We start from the raw sequence: 18,012 nt of genomic DNA, 5'->3' as shown, positions 1-18,012 counted from the left end.
CCCCGTCACACCTGTCATGCCTGTCACACCGCTACCGGGCCACGTGGTGGCGCCATCTCCCTGACGCGCCCGGAGGCTGAGGTGTGACGGGGACGAAGAAGGAAATCCCCGACCGGTCAGGCGTTGGGGTCGAACGAGATGCCCGCCGGCATGGCCTTCGTGAGGTGGGCGGCGAAGTTGGCGTCCTTGAGTCCGAAGTTGGCGCTGCCGAAGTCGTAGGCGCTCAGCTTGTCGCGCAGACCCGCCGGGTAGCCGTTCCAGCCGACCAGGGCCGGGTACTGCCAGGTGTGGTAGCCGTTCTCCGGCGGCTCGTCGCCCGAGTTCGCGAGCCGGAAGTCGTGGGTGCTCAGACCGTCCTTGTGGTAGACGATCTTGGGGTGCGTGCCGTCCCACAGGACCTGGTCGGCGCTGTAGACGTTGAAGTCGCCGTGCGCGGACGTGGAGACGTACTTGGCCTGGTTGTTCTGCACCCAGACCGCCACGTGCTCCCAGTCGTGGCGGTGCCCGCCGATCGTGGCCTGGTCCTTCTCGAAGTAGAGGCCGTAGAGGATCACGCACCAGCCGTTGTTGCACTTCTCGCGCGAGTAGCCGTTGGTGTTGTCGAGGTCCGAGGTGTCGTGGCACTCGCCGCTGGGTGAACCCGAGGGCTTGAGGCCGCCGTTGATGGTCCCGTCGGGGCCGATGGCGGGCGTGGGGTAACAGCCGTCCGTGTCGTAGTCGTACGCCGGCTGCCAGGTCTTCTCCAAGTCGTCCGCGTTGGCGGGCAGGGCCTTGGGCGGGGCGGCGAGCGCGCTGCTGGGGAAGGCGACGACCAGCGCGACGGCGCTGCCGAGGATGAGAGAGGCCCTGCGTACGCGCGAGCTCTTCTGCACTGCGTCCTCCTGAGGGACCACGAGGGGGGTGGGGCAAGCGGTTTCATTGGCATGCCCGGATCACCCTCACTCGACTCGTTGAGCGCTCAAGCGGTGCGGGGTGTCCCGAGGGTGAAGGATCAACCAACAAAGGGGACGGGGGAGTTGACGCCGATCTCGACCGACGCCTCGGTCGACACGCCTAGAGGTGTCGACCCACCTCTCGGTCGGCATCCCTAGGGGGACACCCCGGTCGGCCAGGCAGACACCCCGGCCGGCGTCCCGGACACCTGGGGGTTCGGCCGCCGGTCCTTGGGGACGGCGCTCGCCGTCGCGGCTCTCATCGTGCCGTTCGGAACCACACCGGGGCGGGCCGGTTCTGCGGCCCGCCCCGAGTCCCCGCCCTCCCCTTCACCCGCTCAACCGCGCGGCCAGGGACGCCCGTCGAGACGCTCGATGTCGCGGTTGAAACGGCTGAGATAGGCGGCGAACTCGGCCACGTCCTCGGGATCCCAGTCGGTCATGATCTTCTCCAGACCGTCCAGGTTCTCGGCGCGGTGGGCCTCCAGCCGGCGCCTGCCCTCCGCGGTGATGGCGAACTTCCGGGCGATGCCCCCCTCGGGGTCGGGCATGCGCTCGACGACCCCGGCCCGCAGCATCGCGGCGGTCTGCCGGTTGAGGGTGGACGCGTCCAGACCGAAGGCCTCTCTGAGCTCACCGATGGACATCGGTCCTTGCACCTGAATACGGCTGAGCAGGACGTACGCGCTGCGGTCCAGCCGCTCCTCACTCACCCCGCGCCCCCGCGGGTTGAGCATGTGCATGTGGCGCCCGAGCAGCATGGTCTCGAATTCCAGCAGGTCAAGTGGCTTGTCCACGCGAGGCATCCTTCGGCTCCCGGCTCGCTTCCCCTACAGGAAAGCTACCTCCCGCCAGGTATACCACCGCGATGTGTATGATGCATGAGACGTGCATGATGCACATTGCGTGCAGCATGCAACTCGCGTGCGCCTTGCCCGCGACTCACCGCGATCCGGGTGATCCGGGTGATCCGGCGACGCGGCCGGCCCGTAGACGCGGCAGGCCCGGATCCCCCGCAGGCCCGGATCCGCAGCACAGCAACAAGCCCGGAATGAGCAACAGGGAGTACCCGTGGACAGTTCCCAGCCCGCAGCCCGCTCGGGCGGTGTTGTCGGCATCCTCGCCTTCGGCGGCATCGTGGCCGCGATCACCCAGACACTGGTGGTGCCACTGATCGGGGAACTCCCGACCCTCTTCGACACCACCGCCTCGAACGCCTCCTGGGTCGTCACCGCCACGCTGCTCGCGGCGGCAGTGATCACCCCCGTCTCCGGCCGCCTCGGTGACATGTACGGCAAGAAGCGCATGCTTCTGGCCTCCCTGGTCCCGCTGATCCTGGGCTCCGTGGTCTGCGCCCTGTCCTCCTCGATCGTCCCGATGATCGCCGGCCGCGGTCTGCAGGGCCTCGGCATGGGCGTGGTGCCCCTCGGCATCAGCCTGCTGCGGGACGTCGTACCGGCGGAGAAGCTCGGCTCGTCCATCGCGTTGATGAGCGCGTCCATGGGTGTGGGCGGCGCGCTCGGCCTGCCGTTCTCCGCGGCGATCGCCGAGAACGCCAGCTGGCGCGTGCTGTTCTGGGTCGTCGCCGCGCTGACCCTCGCGATCGCCACGCTGATCTGGTTCTTCGTGCCCGCGGGCCGCGAGAACACCGCCTCGGGCAGCTTCGACCTGCTCGGCGCCATCGGCCTGGGCATCGCCCTGGTCTGCCTGCTCCTCGGCGTCTCCAAGGGCGCGGACTGGGGCTGGGGCAGCGTCACCACGCTCGGCCTGCTCGCCGCCGCGATCGTCCTGCTGCTGGCCTGGGGCTGGTGGGAGCTGCGCAGCGCCGAGCCGCTGGTCGACCTGCGGGTGACCGCGCGTCCGCAGGTACTGATGACGAACGCCGCCTCGATCCTGGTCGGCTTCGCGATGTACTCCCAGTCCCTCGTGATCCCCCAGCTGCTGCAACTGCCCAAGGAGACCGGCTACGGCCTCGGCGAGTCGATGCTGGCCATGGGCCTGTGGATGGCCCCGGCCGGCCTCATGATGATGATCATTTCCCCGGTCGGCGCCAAGCTCTCCGCCGCCAAGGGCCCCCGGATCACCCTGACCGTCGGCGCCCTGGTCATCGCCGTCGGCTACGGCATCTCCCTGCCGCTCATCGGAAACGGCTCCGCCTTGGGCCTGCTCGCCGTGACCATCGTCTGCAGCACGGGCGTCGGTTTCGCCTACGGTGCGATGCCCGCGCTCATCATGGGCGCGGTGCCCCAGTCGGAGACCGCCTCGGCCAACAGCTTCAACACGCTGATGCGCTCGATCGGCAGCTCCGTCTCGGCCGCCGTGATGGCCGTGGTCCTGGCCCAGATGACCACGAAGTTCGGCCCGGTCTCCCTGCCGTCCGAAAGCGGCTTCCGTGTCGCCATGCTGATCGGCTCCTGCGTCGGCATCGCCGCCGCGATCGTCGCCTTCCTCATCCCGGTCCGCCCGGCGGCCGCCCAGCCGCAGGCCGAACCCACCCCGGCCGCGGCCCCCGAGGCGGTCGAGGCGAAGGCCTGACCCCACCCGCGCACCCGAGCCACACTCTCGCAGCATTGAAGAAACCGCAGGTCAGATCCCTGGCCTGCGGTTTTCTGGTGTTTTCTGGCTGTGGCGGTTCGCTGGCAATTCGGGCCGTGACCGAGCATCACCAACGGGCCCCGGCGCCGGCGGACGCGGGCACCGTGCTCACCAGCACGGCGACGCGGACGAGTTACGGACCGAGCGGAGAGACGAAGCGGAGCCGCCGGCACGGGGAATGGCGGACCTGGCCTGGCGGAAACAGGGGCAGAACTAAGCGGGTCGGGCGCAGTCCGCTGCGGTTCGACAGCGCGCTGAAGGGGCGCGGGGAACTGCGCGACCGGCCACGATGGAGCCGCAGACGATCGACGGCACCTCCCCGCACTTCCAGCGGAGCGCTTAGTGCCGGAGCGAGGCCGGGCGCATGTCCGTCCAGGTGGCGTCGACATGGGCCAGGCACTCCTGGCGGGTGGCGCCCGCCAGGGTCGGCTCCCAGCCCGCCGGGACCTCCGCGAAGGACGGCCAGAGCGAGTGCTGGCCCTCGGAGTTGACCAGGACGGAGAAGGTGCCGTCGGCATCCTCGAAGGGGTTCGTTGCCATGTCAGCTTCCTCTGCTCGGCGGTGCCTCGCCCCTGTGCGGCGGCGAGCGAACGTCACAATCCACTCTCCGCGAGGACCTATATTCCCTCTCCATCGGTCCTGCATATAGTGATTTGGATCAGAAAGGAGGCACATGATCACCCGGTCTGTGCGTGCCGTGTGAACGCTTTATGGATCTTGGTTGATTCTGCGACGCGGCAAGGCCCACAATGTCTCGGCGACTCCGGGTGGGGGACTCGGGGGAAGTGGAGGGCGTCTTGCACCGGATCGACTTCAGGCTGCTCGGACCGCTGGACGTACGGGTGGACGGGGAGCCCGTCAGACTTGGTGGTGGCCGTCAGCGCACCGTGCTGACGATGCTCCTCATCGCTCTGAACAGAGTGGTCTCCGTGGACGCCCTCATCGAGGCCGTCTGGGGCGAGGAGCCACCGGCCACCGCGCGGAACCAGATCGCCATCTGTGTCACCGCGCTGCGCAAGACCTTCCGCACCTCGGCCGGCGTCGACGACCTGATCGTCACCTCCCACCCCGGCTACATCCTCGACCTCGGCGAGCATCGGATCGACATCCACGAGGTCGAGACCCGGGTGCGCAAGGCGCGGGAGCTGGCCCGGGCCGGCGACACCGTCCAGGCGTGCGCCCTGTTCACCGAGGCGCTCTCGCTGTGGCGCGGATCCGCGCTCGACGGGGCTGCGGGCGGACCCATCGACCACGAGGCCTCCCGGCTCGCCGAGTTCCGGCTGGAGCTGCGCGAGGAGCAGGCGGGACTGCAACTGCAGCTCGGCCAGCACCGTTCACTCATCTCCGACTTGGCCGCGCTGGTCCGCGAGCACCCGCTGCGGGAACAGGCCCGGGCCCATCTGATGCTGGCCCAGTACCGTTCGGGGCGACGGGCCGAGGCGCTGGAGATCTTCCGCGAGGGACGCCAGGTGCTCGTGGAGGAGCTGGGCATCGAGCCCGGCGCCGAGCTGCAGGAGCTGCACGAACTGATCCTGCGGGACGACCCCGAGCTGACCCTGCCGCCGGAGCCCCAGGTCGCCCCGGAGCTGCGTACCGTGCCCGCGCAACTCCCCTCGTCGGCCGCCGCGTTCACCGGACGCAGCCGGGAACTCGCGCTGCTCGACCGGCTGCTCGACGGGGAGGGCCAGGAGTCGCCGCTCGCCGTGGCGGCCGTCTCCGGCATCGCCGGGGTCGGCAAGAGCGCGCTCACGGTGCACTGGGCCCACCAGGTCGCCGGGCGGTTCCCGGACGGCCAGCTCTTCGCCGACCTGCGCGGCTACGACGAGTCGGACTCGCCGCAGGCGCCGACCGCCGTGCTCGACCGGTTCCTGCGCGCGCTCGGCGTGCCGGGGCCCCAGATACCGGGCGACCAGCACGAGCGGGCCGCGCTGTACCGGTCGATCCTGGACGGCAAACGGATCCTGGTGGTGCTCGACAACGCCCGGTCGTTCGCGCAGATCCGGCCGCTGCTGCCGGGCGGCCGCCACTGCTGTGTACTGATCACCAGCCGGGACGCCATCGACGACCTCACCGGCGACTACGACGTACACCGCATCGAGCTGAACGTGCTCGGCCAGGCGGAGGCGACCGCCATGCTCGGTGCGGTGGCCGGACCGGAGCGGATCGCCGCCGACCCCGAGGCCGCCGCCCGGCTCGGCACGCTCTGCGACCGGCTGCCGCTGGCACTGCGGATCGCGGGCGCCCGGTTGGCCGCCAAGCCCCACTGGTCGGTCCGGCACCTGGTGCGACGCCTGGAGGACCAGCGACGCCGGCTCGACGAACTCAGCCCCAACGAGGGCGGCGTGCGAGCCGGTTTCCGGCTCAGCTACCGCGATCTGCCGCCCGCGGCGGCCCGCATGTACCGGCGGCTCGGGCTGCTGACCATGCCCGACTTCGCGGCATGGGTCGGCGCGACGGTGCTCGACACCGACCCGATCGAGGCCGAGGACCTCATCGAGGAACTGGTCGACGCCCAGCTCCTGGAGGTCGCCTCGGGCCGCCCCGGCGAGCCGCCCCGCTACCGCTTTCAGGCCCTGCTGCGCCTGTTCGCCTGGGAGTGCGCCCAGGAGGAGGACACCCCGGAGGAACGTGAGGGCGTCCTCGACCGGGCCCTGGACGGCTGGCTCTCGCTGTGCTGGGTCGCCTACCAGCGGTTGTACGGCGCCGAGTTCGCGTCCCTGGACGGGATCCCGGAGCCGAACCTTCCGCAGTCGCTGGTGGAGGAGCTGCTCACGGATCCGATGGAGTGGATGGAGGCGGAGCACAGCGCCCTGGTCGACGCGGTCCGGCAGGCCGCCGAGACCGGCCGGGCCGCCCATGCCTGGAAGTTGGCGCTGCTCAGCAACCCGCTGCAGGAGTCCCGCAACTATCTGGAGGAGTGGGAGATCTGCTCCGAGCGCGCGTTGGCGGCCGCTCAGCGGTGCTTCGACCGCCAGGGCGAGGCCAGCATGCAGCGGCTGCTCGGCGGGGTCGCGCTGCACACCCAGCGTTACGAGATCGCCGAGGGGCGGCTCAGGGCGGCCCTGCGGATCTTCGACGAGATCGGCGACGTGGCGGGCGCCGCCCTCACCCGGCGCATGCTCACCCACAACGCGCGGGTACGCGGCGACCTCGACCAGGCGCTGCGGGACGGCGAGGCCTCGCTGCTCGGCTTCCGGGAGATCGGGGACGCCCGCGGCGAGTCGCACGGGCTCGGCGCCCTGGCACAGATAGAGCTGGAGCGCGGAAACCTGGAGCGCAGCCTGCGGCTGTCCACCGAGGCCATCGCCCTGAGCCGGGCGACGGGGCTGGTGCGCGGCCTCGCACAGTCCATCCTCCGCCTGGCCGAGGCACTGATGCGGCACGGCCGGCTGGACGAGGCGGCGAGCGAGTGCGACGAAGCCCTGAGGATCGTCCGGGAGCACGGCGACCGGACCGGCGAGGCCCACATCCTGCGGCTCGCGGGCGAGATTCTCTGGCGGCAGGGGAATCTGACCGAGGCGGAGGTGACCCTGCAGGAGGCGTTCACGATCGCCGACGACATCAACGACCATCTGCTGCGGGCCCGGGCCGAGGCCAATCTGGGCTGCCTGGACCTGCTGGCCGGGCGGGACGGGGCGGTGGGCCGGCTGCGCCGGGCCAGGAACACCTTCGCCGAGTACGGCGCCAGACCACAGGGCGAACGGATCACCCTGGTGATGGACTCGTTGACCGCGGAGCATCCCCCGTACGGGCCGTCGCCCGAGGAGCTCCGGCAGTTACTCTCCGCGCACTGACTCTCTCGCCGAAACAGAGCGCCCAAACGGAGCGCCCAAACGGAGCGAGCCCCGCACCTGCGCCAGGTGCGGGGTTCCGTCACTCGGGTCAGCTCCAGGGGTTGTTCTCGTCGACGACCGCCGGGGTGTCGGCGATGACGACGAGCGCCGGGGCCTCGACGGCCCGGACGGACGGCATCTCCACCGCGCCTGTGCCACCGACCAGCAGGACACCGCCCAGAGCGGGCGCGCCGAGAACCGAGGCCAGGAAAGTGCGGGTGCTGCTGCGCATTACTTCTCCCCCATATAAAAACAGTCGTTCGTACGCCATGTGCGGGTGAACGTTTCGTTGACCGCCCCGACCGCTCGCCTTGTCTGCGGTGCGCCCGGTGCGACAGGAGAAACGTTATGGATCACACCTGTCGACCCGATGTCGTTTCGATTTCGCCCCTCACGAAATCGGGCCGAAAAGACGTCAAAAATGAGCCGTCCTATCCTCCAAGAGTGTTCATCACAGAACTCACAACGGGGGCCCACATGGAATTTCGACTGCTAGGACCGGTCGAAGCGAGCCGGCGCGGCACCGTCGCCGCACTGTCGGGATCGAAGATCCACACGGTGCTGGCGGCGCTGCTGCTGGCCCGCGGTCGGGTCGTGTCCGACGCCCGCCTCAGCCACCTGCTGTGGGGCTGGTCGCCTCCCGCGACGCTGAACTCGCAGATCTACACCTACGTCTCGCGGCTGCGCAAACAACTCGGACCCGATGTCGAGATCGCGCGGCAGCAGCCAGGATATGTACTGCGCCCCGGAAACAGCAGCATCGACTTTCTCGAATTCGAGCGGCTCGACCGGCTCGGCCGGGAGGCGTTGCGGCAGCGAGACTACGAAACGGCCGGTAACTTCCTGCGGGACGCACTCGAACTCTGGCGGGGGCCCGCGCTCGCGAACGTCACCGAATTCCTTTCGGAAGTCGAGATTCCGCAATTGGACGACGCCCGCGCGGCGACACTGGAAAACCGGATCGAGGCCGATCTCGCCCTCGGCCGGCACCAGGAGATCACCGCCGAGCTGACCGGTCTGGTAACCCGCCACCCCACGCGCGAGAAGCTCCGCTCGCAGCTGATGCTGGCCCTGCACCGCTCGGGCCGGCAGTCCGACGCTCTGCATGCCTACCACCACGGCCGCCGCATCCTCGCCGACGAGCTCGGTGTCGACCCCGGCGCCGAGCTCGAAGCGGCGTACCACATCGTGCTGCGCGGCGAGCGGACCCCGCCGCCCGCCACCGCGGCGCCCTCGACGCTGCCCGCCGACACCGTCGCCTTCACCGGCCGGGAGGACCAACTCGCCTCCCTCTGCGAGCTGGTGAGGCCCGCGCCGGGCCGCGACGCCTGGCGCCCCCGGCGCTTGTTGATCACCGGCATGCCCGGCATCGGCAAGACCGCGCTCGCCGTGCGGGCCGCGCACGCCAGCACCGAGCACTTCCCCGACGGGCAGCTCTACGCCGATCTGCGCGGCCCCGACGGCACCCCGAAGGACCCCTGCGACGTCCTGCTGCGGCTGCTGCGGGCGCTCGGCGAGACCGGTCTCGACCGGGAGAGCCACATCTCCGACGACCTCGACGAGCTGGTACGCCGCTACCGCACCCGCACCGCGGGCAAGCGCCTCCTGCTGGTGCTCGACAACGCCTCCGGCGACCTCCAGCTGGGCCCACTGCTGCCCGGCAGCCCCGACATCGCGGTCATCGTCACCGCGCGGACCCCTCTCACCGAGACGGTCGGCGCGCACACCACGGTGCTCGGCCCGCTGGACGACGCCGCCGCGCACGAGCTGCTGCGCACGGCGGCCGGTCCCGGCCGGATCGACGCCGCACCCCAAGCGGCCCGGGAGATAGTGGCGCACTGCGCGGGGCTCCCGCTGGCGCTGCGGATCGCGGGAGCCCGGCTCGCCGCCCGGCCGCACTGGTCGCCGGACCGGCTCGCCCAGCGGCTCGCCGACCCGCGCACCCGGCTGCTCGAACTCCGCCTCGGCGACCTCGATGTACAGCGTTCCCTGGGCCGGCCGCTGGAGGGGCTCGACCGGCCGAGCCGGGCGCTTCTCGGCCGGCTGCCGCTGCTTGGTCGGGAGCCCTTCCACGCAGCGGCGGCCGGGGTGGCGTTCGGCACCGGTGAGGCCGCGGCCGAGGAGCTCCTGGAGCAGCTGGTGGACCTCTCGATGCTCGACCTGTGCGGCATCGACCGCCGCGGCCTGCCGCTGTACCAACTGCACCCTCTGGTGCGACTGCTCTTCCTAGGGCCCCTGGAGGACGCCGTCGGGTCCGGATCCCTGCCCGGTTCCGCACCTCGCTCCACCCCGCTCCCCGCGCCCGGCTTCGGTCTCGTCAAGGCGGGCTGACACGGGACAGGAGCTCGGCGGGGCGGCTCAGGCCGGCATCGGGGCGGGGGTCGCGACGCGGGCGACGCGCGGGCGGGCGAGCGCCCGGTACGGCTCGACGCCGAGCGCCAGGGACAGGTCGAGGCGAGCCGCGTTGAAGAAGATCTCCTCCCCGGCGAGCAGGTCCGGGTCGACCACCAGCTCCAGCTCCGGGTGGAAGCTGAACGGCACGATCGAACCGCTGACGCAGCCCGAGAGCCTCTCGGCGATCTCGCGGGACGCGAAGGCGGTGTCGGTACCCCCGAACAGCTCCTGGACGCAGGCCATGTCGACGCGGCGGTCGCCGGGTACCACCGCCAGCACGTAGCGGCGTCTTCGGCGGCCCGTGCCCACCCTCACCACCAGGCACTTGGCAGCCTGTTCCAGGGGGTGGCCACGCAGCTTCGAGGCGCGGTCGGTGCGGCCCTCGGGGGCGTGCCGGATCAGCCGGTACGGGACGTGGGCGTCGTTCAGCAGGGAGAGCAGGCGACGCGAGGTGTCGGTGCGCGGGACCTCGGCGCGGGAGGCCCCGATACGCGGGACCTCGGCACGCAGGACTTCGGTGCTCATGCGCGGCCCGTCCGGCCGGTTCGGGCGGTGGCCGCCGGCACGGTCCAGCTCTGGTCGGCGCCGACGGAGGCGGCGGCGCGGCCGAGCGCGGTGGGCGGTACGGGCGAGTCCACGACGAGGCCGGCCAGGGCGGTGGTGCCTGCGGCGTCCCTGGCGACCTGCATGGCCGCGATGTTCACGCCCTCGTCGGCGAACTCGCAGCCGATCAGGCCGACCGCGCCCGGCCGGTCCGGGTAGCGCAGGAAGGCGAGGTCACCGGAGAGCGGCAGCTCCAGCTCGTGGCCGAGCACCTCGACGAGCTTCTCCTGGAGGCGGACACCGGCCAGGGTGCCGCTCACGGTGACGACCCGGCCGTCGGGAAAGATGCCGCGCAGGGTGACGGTGGAGCGGTGGCTCCCGCCCCCCTGGTGGGTGGTGAGCCGCGAGGTCAGGCCGCGCTCCAGGGCGACCAGCGGGGCGTTCACATGACTGACCGCGCCCCCGGCAACGGTCTCCAGCAGGCCCTTGAGCGCCCCGAGTTCGAGCACGCCGGCGTCCAGCTCGGCGATCTCGCCGTGCAGCTGGATCTCCAGCTGGGCGGGGACGCCGCCCACGGCCCGGGTGAAGACCTGGCCGAGCCGCTCGGTCAGCGGCAGCCACGGGCGTACCGCGTCGGGGACCGGGCCGCCCTGCACGTTCACCCCGTCCGGCACGTGATCGCCGGCCAGCGCGAGCCGCACCGAGTGGGCGGCGGCGATGCCCGCCTTCTCCTGCGCCTCGTCGGTGGAGGCACCCAGGTGCGGGGTCACGACGACGTTGTCGAGGTCGAACAGCGGCGATTCGGTGCACGGTTCGGCGGCGTACACGTCGAGTCCGGCGCCCGCGACGCGGCCCTCCTTGAGCGCGGCGTACAGCTCGTTCTCGTCGACGATGCCGCCGCGCGCGGCGTTGACGATGCGCACGGTGGGCTTGACCTTGCGCAACGCCTCGAAGCCGATCAGGCCGGTGGTCTCCGGGGTGCGCGGCAGGTGGACGGTGAGGAAGTCGGCCTGGGCAAGCAGCTCGTCGAGCGAGAGCAGCCGCACACCGACGGCGGCCGCGCCCGCGGCGGTCACGTAGGGGTCGTACGCCGCCACGTCCATCCCGAAGGCGGCCATCCGCTGAGCGACGAGGGTGCCGATGCGGCCGAGGCCGACGACGCCGAGGACCTTGCCGGCCAGCTCGACGCCGGACCACCGGCTGCGCTGCCAGGCGCCGGTCTTCAGGGCCGCGTCGGCCTGCGGGATGTTGCGGGCGACGGCCAGCAGCAGGCCGACGGCCATTTCCGCGGCGCTGGTGATGTTGGACGTCGGGGCGTTGGCGACGAGGACGCCGGCCTCGGTGGCGGCCGGGATGTCGACGTTGTCGAGACCGACGCCGGCCCGGGCGATGACCTTGAGGCGGGGCGCGGCGGCGATCGCCTCCCGGTCCATCCGGGTGGCGCTGCGCACGAGGACGGCGTCGGCCTCGGCGAGCGCGGGCAGCAGAGCCGCACGGTCGGCGCCGTCGACACGGCGGATGTCGACGTCCCGGCCGAGCGCCTCCACGGTGGCCGGGGAGAGCTCTTCGGCGAGCAGGACGACGGGGCGCGGGGAGCGCACGTTGGCACGGTGACGGATCACGGTCTGGCCTCTCGGTGAGTGCTGTCTGCTGACGTGCTCGGGCATAGGGGGCAGCCACCCCTCTGGGGGCCTGGCGGGCCCGGGATGATCTAGTAGCCGCCCCACTGGACGAGCAGTTGGGCGCGCTCCGCCTCGTCCATCAGGTCGATGCGGTGCAGGGGCGTCGCCGGGTCGTCGGCGAAGGCCCGCAGTACCTTCGTGGTGCGGCCGAGGAACTTCGCCGCCTCGTCGGCCCCATGGGTGTCGGGGCGGTGGCCGAGGCGCATGGTGAGTGCGCCGCCGGGCCCTGGGACGGCGACCAGGCGCAGCGGATAGTGCGTGGCGTCGTCGACCCCGATGCCGGTGAGCCTGGGGCTCGCGAGGCCGCCGGAGAGGGCGTCGAGGTCGAGCGGGTAGTTGACGAGCATGGTGGTGGTGTCGAACAGCTGGCCGGTGTGGGCGAGTTGCTGGATGCGGCCGAGCCCCAGGTGGTGGTGGTCGATGAGTTCGGCCTGTTCGCTCTGGAGGCGGGCGAACACGTCGAGGAGGCTCGCCCCGCCGGGCACCCGGAGCCGTACGGGCAGGGTGTTGACGAAGAGGCCCACCATGCGTTCCATGCCCGCGAGTTCGGAGGGACGCCCGGAGACGGTGGTGCCGAACACGACGTCGTCGCGTCCGGTGACGCGGGCCAGGACCAGCGCCCAGGCGCCCTGGAGCAGGGTGTTGAGGGTGAGCCCGTGCCGCCGCGCCTCGTCGGTGAGGCGGCCGAGCAACTCGGCGGGGAGCTCCTCGATGACGGTCTCCTGCGGGACGGGGTCGCGGTCGGCCGCCTCGGGGGCGACGAGCAGCGGGCCCTCGAGTCCGCCGAGGTGTGCCGCCCAGGCGGCCTCGGCGGCGGCGGTGTCCTGTCCGGCGAGCCATTCCAGGTGAGCCGCGTGCGGGACGGGCCGGGGCAGGGCTTCGGCGCTGCCGCGCGCCCACAGGGTGAACAGCTCCTCCACGAGGACCGGCGTCGACCAGCCGTCCCAGGCGATGTGGTGCCCGGTGATGATCAGCTGGTGCCGTTCGGCGCCGAGCCGCAGCAGTACGAGCCGGAACAGCGGTGGCCGGGTGAGGTCGAAGCGACGGGCCCGCTCACGGGCGGCCACCGACGCGGCCTCGGCGGCCCGGTCCCGCTCGGGGAGCGCGCCGAGGTCCACCTCGGCCCAGGGCAAGGCCACTTCGCGGTGGACCACCTGGGCCGGAACGGTCAGGCCCTCGTGGTGGAAGCCGGCCCGCAGTGCGGTGTGCCGGGCGACCAGGCGCTCCCCGGCCCGCAGCAGCGCGGCCGCGTCGAGCGGGCCTTCCAGGTCGAGGCGTACCTGCGTGGTGTAGACGTCGAGCCCCTCCCCCGCCTCGGCGGCGTGGAAGAGGAAGCCCTCCTGGAGCGGGGTGAGGGGCAGGATGTCGGCGGGGCTCGGGGCGGTGGCCTCCAACTGCTCGATGTCGTCCTGAGTGAGCCTGACCAGCGGCAGGTCGGACGGGGTGCGCCCGCCCGCGCCCGGCCGGCCGGCGAGGAGGGCGAGGGCGTCCAGTTCGGCGAGCCACAGGTGGGTGAGTTCGGCGGTCTCCTCGGGGGTGAAGAGCTCCCCGGGAGTGGTCCACACGGCGTGCAGTTCGGGGCCGGAGGGGGTCTCCTGGGCCAACACGTGCACTTCGAGGGCGTACGGCGTGGGCATGCCGGGGTCGGCTCCGTGCGGCAGCGCCGCGGACGGCAAGATCCGCCAGCCGCCGCCGGTGGTCGCGGGGTCGTCGCCGATCCTGCCGAGGTAGTTGAACAGGATCTGGGCTCGCGGCGGTCGGGCGTCCGCAGGGTGTGCGCGCAGTTGTTCCTTGACCCGCTTGACCGCGCCGGGCAGGTCGGCGCCCGCGGGGGTGAGCAGGGCCGGGCGGACCTCGGTGAACCAGCCGACCGTGCGGGACAGGTCGCGGGCGTCACCGGAGTCCCGGCCGTGCCCCTCGATGTCGACGGCCACGGACCCCGAGGGGCCGCCCCGCTTGACCCGCCAGGCGTCGACGGCCCGGGCGAGCGCGGTGACCAGGAGATCGTCGGGGCGGCCGTGGAAGGCGGCCGGCACCGCGCCGAGCAGGTCATCGGCGAGGTCGGCCGGGACGACGAGCCGGGTGTGCCGGGCGGCGGCGAAGGTGTCCCGCCCGGGGTCCACGGCGCGCGCGCCGAGCGGCGCCTCGTGGGGGCTCTCCACGGTCCAGGCGTCCTCGGCCGCCCGGGCGCGGGCCCATGTCCGGTAGGAGACCGGGACCGGGGCGAGGGCAACCGGGCGGCCCTCGGTGAGGGCGGCCGCGGCGGCGGCCAGATCCGGCAGGACGATCCGCCAGGACACCCCGTCGATCACCAGGTGGTGTGCGCAGAGCAGGAGTTGGTCCGCTTCGCCGTCGGGGGTGATCAGGCGTACGGCGCACAGCATCACGCCGCGCTCGGGGGCGAGCCCGGCACGGGCCGCCTCGGCGGCGGCGGTGACGGCGGCCGTACGCTCCGGCGCGCCCTGGTCCGGAAGCTCGGCGCGGGCCAGGCGGATCGGAGTGGCGCCCGGGGCGCCCGGGGCGGGGATCGCGAAGTGCGGCTCACCGTCGCCGCGCACCAGAGTGGCGCGCAACAGGTCGTGCCGGTCGGCCACGGCCTGCAGGGCAGCGGTGAGGGTACGGTCGTCGAGTCCGGCGGGCAGCTCCACCAGGACGGCCTGATGGAATCCGTCGATCTCGCCGTCCCCGGCGAGGAGTTCTTGGCCGAGGGGGCTCAGCGGGGCCGAGCCGAGGCCGGCGTCCGGGGCTTCGGCTGCCGGCTCCGCGGCGGCGTCCCGCGCGGCTTCGGCGAGCGCGGCGGCGGTGCGCAGCCGGAAGACCTCGCGGGCCGTGACGACCAGTCCGGCCTCGCGGGCCCGGGAAACGACCTGCATCGCCATGATGGAGTCGCCGCCCAGGTCGAAGAACGAGTCGTCGGCGCCGATCTCGGCGAGGCCGAGCAGCTCGGCGAAGGCGGCGGTGAAGACCCTCTCGCGGTCGCCCGCGGCGCTGCGCCCTCCGCCGGTCGGCGTCTCGGGGGCGGGCAGTGCCTTGCGGTCAGCCTTCCCGTTCGGCGTCAGCGGCAGCTCGTCGAGCACGACGATCGCCGAGGGCACCATGAACTCCGGGAGGACCGCGGCCAGTTCGCCGCGTACTGCTTCCTCGTCGAAGCCGGTGGCCACGACGTACGCGACGATGCGCCGCGCGCCGGGCCGGTCCTCGCGGACGACCACGACCGCCTGGGCGACGTGCTCGCAGGCGGTCAGGGCGTTCTCGATCTCGCCGAGCTCGATGCGCAGGCCGCGCACCTTCACCTGGTGGTCGGTGCGGCCCACGTAGTCCAGTACTCCGTCGGCGCGCCAGCGCACCAGGTCACCTGTGCGGTACATGCGTGAGCCGGGCGCCCCGAACGGGTTGGCCACGAATCGCTCGGCGGTCAGGCCCGGGCGGCCCGCGTAGCCGCGCGCGAGGCCGGTGCCCGCCAGATACAGCTCGCCTGCGACCCCGGCCGGGACCGGGCGCAGGCCGCCGTCCAGGACGTACACCTGGGTGTTGGTGATCGGCGCGCCGATCGGCACCGAGCGGGCGTCCGGCTCGGGGCGGCACTCCCAGGAGGTGACGTCGACGGAGGCCTCGGTCGGCCCGTACAGGTTGTGCAGCCCGACGTCCGGCAGCACCTCGTGGAAGCGGAGCTGCTGGTCGAGCGGGAGCGCCTCGCCGCTGCACACCACGCGCAGCAGGCCGGTGCAGCGCGCGGCGGCGGGTTCGCGCAGGAACGCGGCGAGCATCGACGGCACGAAGTGCACGGTGGTGACCCGCTGCCGGACGATCAGCTCGGCGAGCTGCTCGGCGTCCTGGTGGGCGTCCGGTGGCGCGACGACGAGGGTGGCGCCTTCGAGCAGCGGCCAGAAGAACTCCCACACGGAGACGTCGAAGCCCGCCGGGGTCTTCTGGAGCACCCGGTCCCGGGCGGTGAGCCGGTAGCGCTCCTGCATCCAGCTGAGCCGGTTGACGATGCCCCGGTGCGGCACCGCGACGCCCTTGGGGCGGCCGGTCGAGCCCGAGGTGAAGATCGTGTACGCCGTGTCGTCGAGGGACGCGGCCGGGTGGCCGTGTGCGGCGGGCCGGGTCCGGGGCAGCCCCGACAGGTCGAGGGTGTCGAGGTGGCGGACCGGGACGTCGGTGGCGGGCAGCCGGACGGCCGTGCCGGTGGTGCTGAGCACGGCGACCGGGGCGCCGTCCTCGAGGAGCTGGGCGATGCGGCCCGCCGGGTAGTCCGGATCGACGGGCAGATAGGCGGCGCCCGCCTTCAGCACGGCGTACAGGGCGACGACCAGTTCGAGGGAGCGCCGCACGGCGACCGCGACGAGCCGGTCGGGGCCCGCCCCGTCGGCGATCAGCAGCCGGGCCAGCCGGTTGGCCCGGACGTCGAGTTCGCGGTAGGTGAGCGAGGTGTCGCCGAAGACGACGGCGGTGGCGTCGGGCGTGCGGTCGGCCTGCGCCTCGAAGCGCTCGATGAGCGTGGCGGTGGGCCGCGGACCCTCGGTGGCGTTCCAGGTGGTGAGCAGCCGGTGCCGCTCCTCCTCGGACAGTACGTCGATGGCGCCGACCGGGCGGGTGGGCTCGGCGGCGATGGCCTCCAGGACACGGATGAGCCGGTCGAGCAGGGTCGTCGCCTCGGCGGCGCCGACGACGTCGGTGCGGTGGCCGAGGCGGAGGTCGAGCCCGTCGCCGGGGGTGACGGCGAGCCGCAGCGGGTAGTGCGTGGCGTCAGCGATGCCGTAACCGGTGAGGCGGAGCCCGCCGCGCGAGAGCAGACCGTCGAGGGCCGTGTGGTCGAGCGGGAAGTTCTGGAAGACGGTGGTGGTGTCGAAGAGGGTGCCGTGCCCGGCGGCCCGCTGGACGCTCACGAGGCCGAGGTGGTGGTGGTCGAGCAGTTCGGCCTGTTCGGCCTGGAGCCGGGCGAGTGCGGTCAGGGCGGGCTCGTCCTCATGGAGCCGGATCCGGACCGGGACGGTGTTGAGGAGCATCCCCACCATCCGTTCCGCTCCCGCGAGCTGCGCCGGACGGCCGGAGACCGTGCCGCCGAGGACGATGTCGTCGCGGCCGGTGAGCCGGCCGAGCAGCAGGCCCCAGGCGAACTGGACCACCGTGTTGGCGGTGACGCCGTGCGGGCGGCCGTGCTCGGCGAGCCGGTCGGCGACCGCGGCGGGGAGCCGCGCCCTGACCTCGTCCTGCGGGGCGGGCGGCAGGTCGGCCGCGTGCGGGGCGTACAGGGTGGGTTCGGCGAGCCCGTCGAGCGCGGCCGCCCAGGCCTTCTCGGCGCCCGGCCGGTCCTGGGCACGCTGCCAGGCGAGGAAGGAGCGGTACGGGACGGCCGGGGGCAGTGCCGCGTCCGGGCCGTCGGCGTACAGCGTGAACAGCTCGGTCAGCAGCAGCGGCACCGACCAGCCGTCCCACAGGATGTGGTGGGCGGTCAGCACCAGCCGGTGCCGCCCGGCGTCGAGCCCGAGCAGCGCGAACCGCAGCAGCGGCGGACGCGACAGGTCGAAGCCCCGGGTGCGCTGGGCCGCGGCGAGCCGGGCGGCCTCGTCCTCGCGCTCGTCCTCGCCGAGTCCGTCGAGGTCGAACTCCTCCCAAGCGAGGGGCACATGCCGGTGCACCAGTTGGACCGGACGCTTGAGCCCCGCGTGCCGGAAGGCGGCGCGCAGCGCGGTGTGCCGGGCGATCAGCCGCTCGGCGGCCGAGCGGAGCGCGGCCCGGTCGAGCGCACCCTGCAGGTCGATCCGGATCTGAGTGGCGTACGCGTCCACGGCGCCCGCGGCCCGCGCGTCGGCGGCGTGGAGCAGGAAACCCTCCTGGAGCGGGGAGAGCGGCAGCAGCTCCTCGATGCCCTCGGGAAGGGTGCGGGTGGGGCGCGCGGCGGGCGCGGATCTTGATGCCTCGACGGCCGGGACCGGCCCGCGTGGCGTCTCCCGTGTCGTGTCCGGTGCCGTGTTCGGTGCCGTGTTCGGTGCCGTGTTCGGTGCCGTGTTCTGTGTCGTCGGTGTCATG

General features: G+C 72.6%; 10 protein-coding genes. 3 read left to right on the top strand and 7 right to left on the bottom strand.

The features are described from left to right. Nucleotides 1-116 precede the first annotated feature (116 nt). Both ACZ7M2_RS47205 and ACZ7M2_RS47200 read right to left on the bottom strand, forming a co-directional pair. Complete coding sequence (locus tag ACZ7M2_RS47205) at nucleotides 117-872, bottom strand: NPP1 family protein (RefSeq protein WP_471600526.1); 756 nt, start codon at nucleotides 870-872, stop codon at nucleotides 117-119. A 398-nt stretch (nucleotides 873-1,270) separates the two neighbouring features. Then, complete coding sequence (locus tag ACZ7M2_RS47200) at nucleotides 1,271-1,729, bottom strand: MarR family winged helix-turn-helix transcriptional regulator (RefSeq protein ID WP_099921367.1); 459 nt, start codon at nucleotides 1,727-1,729, stop codon at nucleotides 1,271-1,273. 274 nt (nucleotides 1,730-2,003) lie between these two features. Here ACZ7M2_RS47200 and ACZ7M2_RS47195 point away from each other — a divergent pair, with 274 nt between their 5' ends. Then, nucleotides 2,004-3,467 (top strand): MFS transporter, encoded by a 1,464-nt coding sequence (locus tag ACZ7M2_RS47195; RefSeq protein WP_471600525.1) that lies wholly within the window; start codon nucleotides 2,004-2,006, stop codon nucleotides 3,465-3,467. A 399-nt stretch (nucleotides 3,468-3,866) separates the two neighbouring features. On the opposite strand, the gene ACZ7M2_RS47190 is transcribed toward ACZ7M2_RS47195, so the two are convergent. After that, nucleotides 3,867-4,067, bottom strand: coding sequence for an MbtH family protein (locus ACZ7M2_RS47190; RefSeq protein ID WP_471600524.1), 201 nt, complete (start codon nucleotides 4,065-4,067; stop codon nucleotides 3,867-3,869). Nucleotides 4,068-4,324: 257 nt separating this feature from the next. Here ACZ7M2_RS47190 and ACZ7M2_RS47185 point away from each other — a divergent pair, with 257 nt between their 5' ends. Next, nucleotides 4,325-7,321: an AfsR/SARP family transcriptional regulator gene (locus tag ACZ7M2_RS47185; RefSeq protein WP_471600523.1), complete on the top strand. Its 2,997-nt coding sequence runs from the start codon at nucleotides 4,325-4,327 to the stop codon at nucleotides 7,319-7,321. 88 nt (nucleotides 7,322-7,409) lie between these two features. On the opposite strand, the gene ACZ7M2_RS47180 is transcribed toward ACZ7M2_RS47185, so the two are convergent. Beyond that, nucleotides 7,410-7,592, bottom strand: a complete 183-nt coding sequence (locus ACZ7M2_RS47180; RefSeq protein WP_352049976.1) for a hypothetical protein — start codon at nucleotides 7,590-7,592, stop codon at nucleotides 7,410-7,412. Between the two features lie 245 nt (nucleotides 7,593-7,837). Between ACZ7M2_RS47180 and ACZ7M2_RS47175 the strand changes: the two genes are divergently transcribed. Continuing rightward, nucleotides 7,838-9,691: an AfsR/SARP family transcriptional regulator gene (locus ACZ7M2_RS47175; RefSeq protein ID WP_471600522.1), complete on the top strand. Its 1,854-nt coding sequence runs from the start codon at nucleotides 7,838-7,840 to the stop codon at nucleotides 9,689-9,691. Nucleotides 9,692-9,718: 27 nt separating this feature from the next. On the opposite strand, the gene ACZ7M2_RS47170 is transcribed toward ACZ7M2_RS47175, so the two are convergent. Genes ACZ7M2_RS47170 through ACZ7M2_RS47160 form a run of 3 tightly spaced genes read right to left on the bottom strand, consistent with a single transcriptional unit; the run spans nucleotide 9,719 to nucleotide 18,011 of the window. Continuing rightward, on the bottom strand, nucleotides 9,719-10,279 hold the full coding sequence (locus tag ACZ7M2_RS47170) for a YbaK/EbsC family protein (protein ID WP_471600521.1): 561 nt from the start codon (nucleotides 10,277-10,279) through the stop codon (nucleotides 9,719-9,721). Further along, complete coding sequence (gene serA, locus ACZ7M2_RS47165; protein ID WP_471600520.1) at nucleotides 10,276-11,964, bottom strand: phosphoglycerate dehydrogenase; 1,689 nt, start codon at nucleotides 11,962-11,964, stop codon at nucleotides 10,276-10,278. Before serA ends, ACZ7M2_RS47170 begins: the two co-directional genes overlap by 4 nt. A 44-nt stretch (nucleotides 11,965-12,008) precedes the next feature. After that, nucleotides 12,009-18,011 (bottom strand): amino acid adenylation domain-containing protein, encoded by a 6,003-nt coding sequence (locus ACZ7M2_RS47160; RefSeq protein WP_471600519.1) that lies wholly within the window; start codon nucleotides 18,009-18,011, stop codon nucleotides 12,009-12,011. Nucleotide 18,012 lies beyond the last annotated feature (1 nt).

The sequence above is a fragment of the Streptomyces sp. NPDC111507 genome (assembly GCF_055638955.1).
Note: the sequence above shows the minus strand (reverse complement) of the source record. Positions and strands in the feature narration are given on the sequence as shown.

Bases quoted from the DNA above. Each gene is read 5' to 3' on its own strand.
- ACZ7M2_RS47190 (WP_471600524.1), bottom strand. From the start codon at position 4,067: ATGGCAACGAACCCCTTCGAGGATGCCGACGGCACCTTCTCCGTCCTG.
- ACZ7M2_RS47180 (WP_352049976.1), bottom strand. From the start codon at position 7,592: ATGCGCAGCAGCACCCGCACTTTCCTGGCCTCGGTTCTCGGCGCGCCC.
- ACZ7M2_RS47175 (WP_471600522.1), top strand. From the start codon at position 7,838: ATGGAATTTCGACTGCTAGGACCGGTCGAAGCGAGCCGGCGCGGCACC.
- ACZ7M2_RS47170 (WP_471600521.1), bottom strand. From the start codon at position 10,279: ATGAGCACCGAAGTCCTGCGTGCCGAGGTCCCGCGTATCGGGGCCTCC.
- serA (WP_471600520.1), bottom strand. From the start codon at position 11,964: ATGCCCGAGCACGTCAGCAGACAGCACTCACCGAGAGGCCAGACCGTG.
- ACZ7M2_RS47160 (WP_471600519.1), bottom strand. From the start codon at position 18,011: ATGACACCGACGACACAGAACACGGCACCGAACACGGCACCGAACACG.